Source organism: Arachidicoccus sp. (genome assembly GCF_050436765.1).
Taxonomy (GTDB): domain Bacteria; phylum Bacteroidota; class Bacteroidia; order Chitinophagales; family Chitinophagaceae; genus Arachidicoccus.
Genome location: NZ_JBNQGD010000070.1, coordinates 1 through 8,088, shown reverse-complemented (window position 1 = coordinate 8,088; position 8,088 = coordinate 1). Strand labels below are relative to the sequence as shown.

The following is an 8,088-nucleotide window of genomic DNA, read 5'->3' as shown; positions in this document are numbered from 1 at the left end:
ACAATTACATTCCCAACCAGCGGTACTTATTATATCACCATTAAGTCGGGTGGAAACAATTTAGGAACTACAGGAATAAAAGCTACGGATATTTATTTTAAATAAAGGGGAAATATTTTTTTTTAATGCTTACAAAGGGCTGTAGTAAAATATACAGCCCAATAATTATAGATGAAAAAAAAAAAAAAGAAATTTCCATTTTCCGTAATTTTTGCTTTCGTTATACTATTGTTATTAAGTGCCTCGGGTAAATCACAAATAGCCTCTCCACGTTTTCGTGTTTTGGCTTTGTACGAAAATGGGGGACATCATATTGAATATTCATTGGCGGCAAAACAGTGGCTAAACAAGCTTGCGGCAGATAGCAATTTTACGATTCATTATATTCAAAACACAGATTCTATTGATGATGGTTATTTGTCAAAATACCAGTTATTTATTCAATTAGATTATCCTCCTTATGCTTGGAAAAATGAGGCCGCAAAAGCGTTTCAGCGTTATATAGATCGAGGAAGAGGAGGGTGGATCGGGTTTCATCATGCAACACTTTTGGGAGAGTTTGACGGTTATCCTATGTGGGATTGGTTTTCTAAATTCATGGGTGACATTCGTTTTAAAAATTATATCGCCACCTTTGCAGCGGCCAATGTGGATGTGGAAGATAGCTCACATCCGGTTATGTGTGGACTTCCCAAATCCTTTATTATCCGCAAGGAAGAATGGTACACTTACAACAAAAGCCCGAGACCCAATGTACATGTATTGGCAACAGTTGACGAATCGTCTTATGTGCCGGATTCTAATATAAAAATGGGCGACGATCATCCCGTGGTGTGGACTAATGAACATGTAAAAGCAAGGAATGTATATATATTTATGGGACACTCGCCTATACTTTTCCAAAACCATTTTTATACCACTTTGTTTAGAAATGCTATTTTTTGGGCTTCAATGCAACCCTCAACGGATTCGTGATTTTGGGGCCTGCTTTTGTTAAACAAAAGGGCAAATTTAAATGGTTATTTTTTTGGTATTTTAATTAGGCTCTTATATTGATAAGATCATTTTCCTATCTAAATTAAAAATCAAATTATGAAATGCAAGCTTTGCTTCCTTACCCTATTGCTGTTATTTTCAGCATGTCTGAATGCCTCGGTTAATCATTGTCTCCCAAAGGATAGTTCGCAGCAGCCATCTTCCTTCGAAAATCATCTTGCAAAAGGAAAGACCTTTCATGTAATTGCTTTTTTTACGGGAAAAAATGATTTGGCACATATCAGTTATGTACACGAGGCGAACAAATGGTTTCCTATGGTGGCGAAAAAGTATCATTTTACCTATGATTCTATCAACAATTGGAACAACCTTAACGATAGTTTTCTGACACATTATCAAGTGGTTCTTTTTCTCGATACAAGACCCGAAAAACCTGCTCAGCGCGCGGCATTCGAACGCTATATGAACAATGGCGGAGCATGGATGGGATTTCATTTTGCAGCATTTTCTTTGGACAATTCTGCGGTGCCGGATAATTGGCATTGGTATCATGATATTTTTTTAGGATGTGGTCAGTACGTAAGTAATACTTGGCGGCCTACCTCAGCCATCCTTCGTGTGGAAGATAAAAGTTGTCCGGCGACTAAAAACTTACCGACGACTTTTAAATCACAGCCCAATGAGTGGTATCGCTGGAGCAACGACTTGCGAAATAATCCGGATATAGCTATTTTATTGTCTATCGACTCCTCAAGCTTTCCATTAGGAACAGGTCCAAAACAAAGTGAGATATGGCATAGCGGCTATTATCCGGTTGCATGGACAAACAAAAAATATAAAATGGTTTATGTAAATATGGGACATAATGATATGGATTATGAGCATAAATATGATAATACGAACCGCACTTTGTCTTACACATTTGCCAATAAAACGCAAGACCAATTTATTCTGAACAGTTTGTTTTGGCTGGCAGGACGCAAATAGTAGATTCATTATATCTGAACTACCAAAAAACTAAAGATTTTTTAGCTTCGTGCATCACTTAGGGTTATTACTTCTGTGGAGGTAGAGGTCTTACCCGTCCCCACGTACACTCGCTGGGTCTCTTACGAGGTTTTTAAGTCTTATACTGATTATGCACAGGTACAAAAAAATTAACGCCTTACATTTCCAAAAACTAACAATTTTAGGGTTTTACAGCATCAATTTATAAATCGGCATGAAACAATCTTGGTTACTTATTTTCTTTTTCGCGGGGTTTTTAAAAGTTGCTGCGCAGCCCATCATCTATGTTAATCAGGTAGCGTATGATGTAATGGCTGTTAAGAAAGCTGTTATAAGTTCAGACTTCCCGTTGGATAACAATACACAATTTTCTGTAATTGATTCTTTAGGAAAAGTTGTTTTCATAGCTAAGCTAAGTAGCCCCCAACAAATTAAGGAGTGGATGCCCAATGCTACTTTTTACGATGCTGATTTTAGTGGCTTTCAAAAAGAGGGAAACTATAAAATAAATCTTAAGATAGATGGTGTGAATATCGTATCTCCATCTTTTGAAATCGGGAAAAACAGATTGGCAAAATTGACCATTCCAGCCATTGTGCATTATTACTTCAAACAGAGGGCCAATACACCACAGGAATTAACTGCAGACAGTCATTTGCCTATTAATGGCAGCGGCAGGACAGTCGATATGCGTGGTGGTTGGTGTGATGCATCGGGAGATGTGAGTAAATATTTCTCTCACTTGGCCTACGCCAATTTTATGTCGCCTCAACAAACGGGGTTGGTGACCTGGTCGTTAATTAGTACAGTGGAAAAAATACCTAAACTATTACAAAAATGGGGCGTTAAAGATTTGGTTGAAGAGGAAGCTTTATGGGGAGCGGATTATATGATGCGTGCTTTATCTGATAGTAATTTTTTCTACATGGTTGTCTTTAGCTATTTTAATAAAGATCCTAATGCACGCAAAGTCGTTGGTCTTGAAGCCAATAGCGTTACTACCAATGATTATCAGTGCGCTTTCAGAGAAGGTGCGGGGATGGCGATTGCGGCTCTAGCCAGAATTTCGTGTTGGAACAGACATGGCGATTTTACTTCTCGGCAATACTTAAATGGTGCGGAAAGAGCGTTTAAAAATTTGTTGGTGAATAATGTAAAATATGATGATAACCATCGAGAAAATATTATTGATGATTATTGCGCTTTAATGGCTGCATCGGAGTTGTGGATAGCCACTGGCAAAGATTTGTATAAAAGGCAGGCGCGTAAGCGTGCGCAAAACTTGAATATGCGTATTACTTCTTTTGGATATTTTAGGGCAGATGATAGCACACGAATTTATTGGCATGCTTCTGATGCAGGCTTACCAATTGTGGCTCTTGCTCGTTATTTAGATATAGAAAAAGATAAAGTATTACGCGAAAAAGCGCTTCACACAATTAAATCTGCTTTGGATTATAATATTCGAGTAACCAATGACATCTCTAATCCTTTTGGTTATGCAAGGCAAACCTTTAATTTTCACGGGCAAATAAAAGAAGGGTTTTTTATTCCACACGATAATGTTTCCGGATGGTGGTGGCAAGGGGAAGATGCACGTTTGGCTTCCTTGGCTACGGCTGCTATTGTTGGAGGGAGATTGGTATATCCTGCTAAGGGAAATTGGGGAGTTGAAAATAAATTGGCTGCATATGCATCGCAACAGTTGAATTGGATATTAGGGTGCAATCCGTATCAAATGTGTTTTATGTATGGCTTTGGTAAATATAATGTGCCTTATATGCATTCAAATTATGGTCACGGATCTGAATGGGGCGGCATATCCAACGGCATTACAGGAAAAGAAAATGATGGCAGCGGCATTGAATTTAAACTGAGCGATGATGGCAATGAGTGGCGGTGGACTGAACAATGGATTCCGCATGCGGCTTGGTTTTTACAAGCAGTGACTGCAATGGTTGAAAGCACTTGTAAGTATTAATCTTATAAAATAAAAACGATTAAAAATAGTATAAAGTGATGAAATTTTTTCCTCTTGTGACAACATTTTGCCTGGCATTATCTCTAAGTTGCTTTGCGCAAAAAAGCAAAAGTCAGGGAGCTGCTATAGCGTCTTTTTATCCTATGCAAATGGAAGACTCGCTGGCAGTTTATTTTACACCAAAAAATTTTGATATAAAGGCAGACGGAAAAACAGACGTGTCAGATGCGTTGCAATTAGCCATTAATCAGGTGAAAAAGAAATACAATTTTGGTGTATTATTTATTCCGGAAGGTACATATCTTATCAGCAAAACTATTTACATTCCTGCAGCAGTCCGTTTGATTGGTTATGGTAAAACACGCCCATTGATTGTACTTGCTAAGCATTCTCCCGGGTATCAACAGCTTGATAAGTCTGATAAAGGGTGGGCAAAATATATGTTTTGGTTTACTTCTAATTTAGTAGCGAAAGGAGGTACACCTGACGATGCCGGCGCAAGCACTTTTTATAGTGCTATGTCAAATATCAATTTAAAGATAGAAGATGGCAATCCGCAGGCTGTGGCTTTGCGGACGCATTATGCACAGCACAGTTTTATAGCGCACGTGAATGTTTACGCCGGCAATGGTAAAGCCGGTATGTATGATGTAGGCAATGAAATGGAAGACGTGCATTTCTTTGGCGGGGATTATGGAATTTATACAACTAAAACGTCTCCAGGATGGCAGTTTATGATGCTTGACACGTATTTTGAAGGACAGAAAAAAGCTGCAATTAAAACGCAGGAAGCTGGACTTACCATTGTAAGAATGCATGCAAAAAACGTACCCGTGGTGATAGCAATTGATTCGGGTTTTTGGGAAAAACTATTTATGAAAGATTGCCTCTTTGATAATGTTGGTAAAGTGGCGATTGTCATTAGCAATGCCGGAAATCCAAATACCCAAATTAACTTGCGCAATATCAATTGCCGCAATGTGCCGGTATTCGCGTCTTATCGCGAAAGTAAAAAATCTATTTTGGATAAAGCTGAGTTGTATAGTGTAAGTGATTTTACTAATGGGTTGGTGCAGGATGGTATAAATGCCGAACCTGTTTATAAAACCACAGCAAGTATCGAGCCTTTGAAAGTTTTTCCTTCTTCCTTAAAAATTGATATCCCTGTATTGCCATCAATGGACAGTTGGGTAAATCTGAAATCTTTGGGGGCAAAAGGAGATGGAAGAACAGACGACACAAAAGCCATACAGTCTGCTATTGACAAATACAATGTGATTTATGTACCACAAGGTTGGTATCGTGTAAGTCAAACAATAAAATTGAACGAACGGACGGTGTTGATCGGACTCAATCCAATTTCTACGCAATTTTTTCTTGCGGAAAATACGGAAGCCTTTGGCGGTTTTGGCGGACCTGTGCCATTGATCGAAACTTCTATGGGCGGAACAAATATAATAAGCGGTATTGGTTTATCTACAGGTGCTAGCAACCCGCGTGCAGTAGCATGTAAATGGATGGCTGGAGCAGCATCTTATCTCAATGATGTTAAGTTTATTGGTGGGCATGGAAGCATGGGTAATACAAAGTTTGGAGGCCAGGAATCTCCCTACAAAATGGGCACAGCAGGCCTTTGGGATACACAATATTGGAGCCTTTGGATCACGAATGGCGGCGGCGGTATTTTTAAAAATATATGGACGGCAAATACTTATGCCACAAACGGCGTATACATATCCAACACCGCAACGAAAGGAAATATTTATGGCTTATCTGTTGAGCACCATGTACACAATGAGGTACGGTTCAAAAATGTTTCAGGTTGGAGTGTATTTGCGTTACAAACAGAGGAAGAGAGCCGTGAAAGTTCTGATTGTCAACCGATAGAATTGGAAAATTGCGACCATATGCTTTTTGCGAATCTTTATATGTTTCGTGTTATAAGAGTGGCTAAACCTTATCCTTATGCCATACGCAATTGGTATTCAAAAGATATTGAGTTTCTTAATGTGCACAATTATGCACAGACAAAATATACGAGTACCAACACTGTTTTCGATATGCAGTCGGGTGAAGAAGTTTGTTCTTGGGAATTAGCACAATTACTGATAAATGATGATAACGAACAGAAAAAGTCAATTGAAAATCCTGTCCGGCAATTGGCTACCGGATTTCAATTTGCCGAAGGCATGTGTAGTGATGGTAAAGGAAATATTTATTTCTGCGAATCCGGGGCGAATCGTATATATCAATGGTTGGCGTCGACAAAAACAATTCGCTTATTAGGCGATTATCCTTGGCAACCACTCTCACTCGCTTGTGATAAGAACGATAACCTGTTAGTCGTATTTAAGTATGAACCTAAGTCAGGTTATCTTATTAAAGGAAAGCCTGAAGTCTTTAGAAATCCACCTGATGCTGCAGGTACATCTTTTAGTGGCTGGGGAAATTCGGGTTTTGCAACCTGGGTTTATTCCATTGACCCCAGTCATCCTGATGAATCAATTCGTTTATTAAGAAAGACGCCAATGGGAAGTATAAAAAATATTTATAAAGCACTTTACCCTGCACATCGCTGGCGAGATTATCATGATTTTAATTTGGTCGTTGTTGACAGTGCAAAGTGGTGCTGGGTAGCACCGGATGGTGTAACCGTTATCCCAATAGTATATGACCTTGCAAGGGCCACCTCATTAGCGGAAGCTTTCCCCGGAAAACCATTATATATTTCGGACGAGTATAATGAAAGAACTGTTAGCTTATCTGTAAGTCGGGAAGGGTATGTATCTAACCGCAAAGATTTTGCGGAAAAAGGAAATTTCGCCACAGCCACAAACGGAACAGGGAATGTATTTATCGCAGACGGGCAGGTATATGTATTCAATAAAAATGGTGAACAAATAAAGGAGATAAAAATTCCCGAACGGCCTACCGGATTGATTTTTGGTGGAAGAGATCATCAAACATTATTTGTAACGGGTCATCAATCGCTGTTCAAAGTTGAGATACTGGAAAATTAAGTGCATATTTTTATTTCTAAATACAAAGATGCAACCTTAGCAGCAGAGCGTATAAGCATTTGCGAAGAAGGCGTAAAAGCAGCCTTCTAAGGATGGTAGATTTCGTGATGGAGCTTAAAATCGCCACATAGATATAACATTGCAAACGGCGTTTGTTTTCCCAATAGTAGCAACAAGCAACTTATCCTGTTGGTCAGTAGATAAAAGTTTAATTTTCAACGTCAATTTTACAATGCGAATAATCAAATGTTTTTTTTATACCAGAAGATGTCGCCATTTTTTAATCGTAAAGGCGTTAGCGTGTCGCTTACCCCGCCGAGTCTATCGGCATCAGTGGGTTTCACGCTACATTTTATGAAATTCGGACAAAGAATATTTTCAATTAGTAGCCTGTTATTTATGTGCACAATATCTTTTGCGTTTATCAATCCGGCAAATGCACAGAAAAAACCGAAGCCAGTAATCATAGGATATGTGGGAGGGTATCGTGGTTTGGTAAATATGAATATGATACATCCTGCTAAGCTGACACATCTCAATTATGCATTTGTAAATGTTTTAGGAAATAGAGCAGTTTTAAGTAATTTAAGGACTGATACTGTAAATCTAAAAAATCTTTCTGCTTTAAAAAAGGAATACCCTTCTATCAAAATATTAATCTCTATTGGAGGGTGGAGTTGGAGTAAAAATTTTTCAGATGCTGTTTTTTCAGATACTTCTCGTATTGCATTTGCACATAGTGCGGTCGCTATTGTTCAAAAATATAATCTAGATGGTATTGATATCGATTGGGAATATCCTGGCCGGCAGGGAGCGATGGATAATATTTATCGCTCAGAAGATAAACAAAACTTTACGAGGATGTTTAGAGCCTTGAGAAAATCATTAGACTCTTTGCAGGAGCAAACTGGCAGACGACAGTTGCTGACGGCCGCAGTTGGTGGTTTTCCCGCTTTTTTACAAACAACAAATATGGGACAGGCTGCACAATATCTCGACTTTGTTAATCTTATGACATATGATCTTGATGGTGGAAGCCTAACTAGACATCATACAAGTTTAGAGCAGGCTGATAGAACCATA

The 8,088-nt window shown here is 38.7% G+C and carries 5 protein-coding genes; all 5 read left to right on the top strand.

The window, feature by feature from the left end; genetic code table 11:
- Nucleotides 1-171: 171 nt before the first annotated feature.
- Nucleotides 172-975: a ThuA domain-containing protein gene (locus tag ACQR30_RS03145; RefSeq protein ID WP_429731131.1), complete on the top strand. Its 804-nt coding sequence runs from the start codon at nucleotides 172-174 to the stop codon at nucleotides 973-975.
- Nucleotides 976-1,092: 117 nt separating this feature from the next.
- Nucleotides 1,093-1,983, top strand: a complete 891-nt coding sequence (locus ACQR30_RS03140; RefSeq protein ID WP_429731129.1) for a ThuA domain-containing protein — start codon at nucleotides 1,093-1,095, stop codon at nucleotides 1,981-1,983.
- A 235-nt stretch (nucleotides 1,984-2,218) separates the two neighbouring features.
- Nucleotides 2,219-3,985 (top strand): glycoside hydrolase family 9 protein, encoded by a 1,767-nt coding sequence (locus ACQR30_RS03135; protein ID WP_429731125.1) that lies wholly within the window; start codon nucleotides 2,219-2,221, stop codon nucleotides 3,983-3,985.
- Between the two features lie 38 nt (nucleotides 3,986-4,023).
- Entirely contained in the window at nucleotides 4,024-7,005 is a 2,982-nt protein-coding gene (locus tag ACQR30_RS03130) for a glycosyl hydrolase family 28-related protein (protein ID WP_429731133.1), read from the top strand.
- 399 nt (nucleotides 7,006-7,404) lie between these two features.
- Nucleotides 7,405-8,088: glycoside hydrolase family 18 protein (locus ACQR30_RS03125; protein ID WP_429731122.1), on the top strand; the 684-nt coding region annotated here is incomplete at its 3' end.

What these genes read in the sequence shown, in the direction of transcription:
- ACQR30_RS03145 (WP_429731131.1), top strand. Translation starts at nt 172, where the DNA reads ATGAAAAAAAAAAAAAAGAAATTTCCATTTTCCGTAATTTTTGCTTTC.
- ACQR30_RS03140 (WP_429731129.1), top strand. Translation starts at nt 1,093, where the DNA reads ATGAAATGCAAGCTTTGCTTCCTTACCCTATTGCTGTTATTTTCAGCA.
- ACQR30_RS03135 (WP_429731125.1), top strand. Translation starts at nt 2,219, where the DNA reads ATGAAACAATCTTGGTTACTTATTTTCTTTTTCGCGGGGTTTTTAAAA.
- ACQR30_RS03130 (WP_429731133.1), top strand. Translation starts at nt 4,024, where the DNA reads ATGAAATTTTTTCCTCTTGTGACAACATTTTGCCTGGCATTATCTCTA.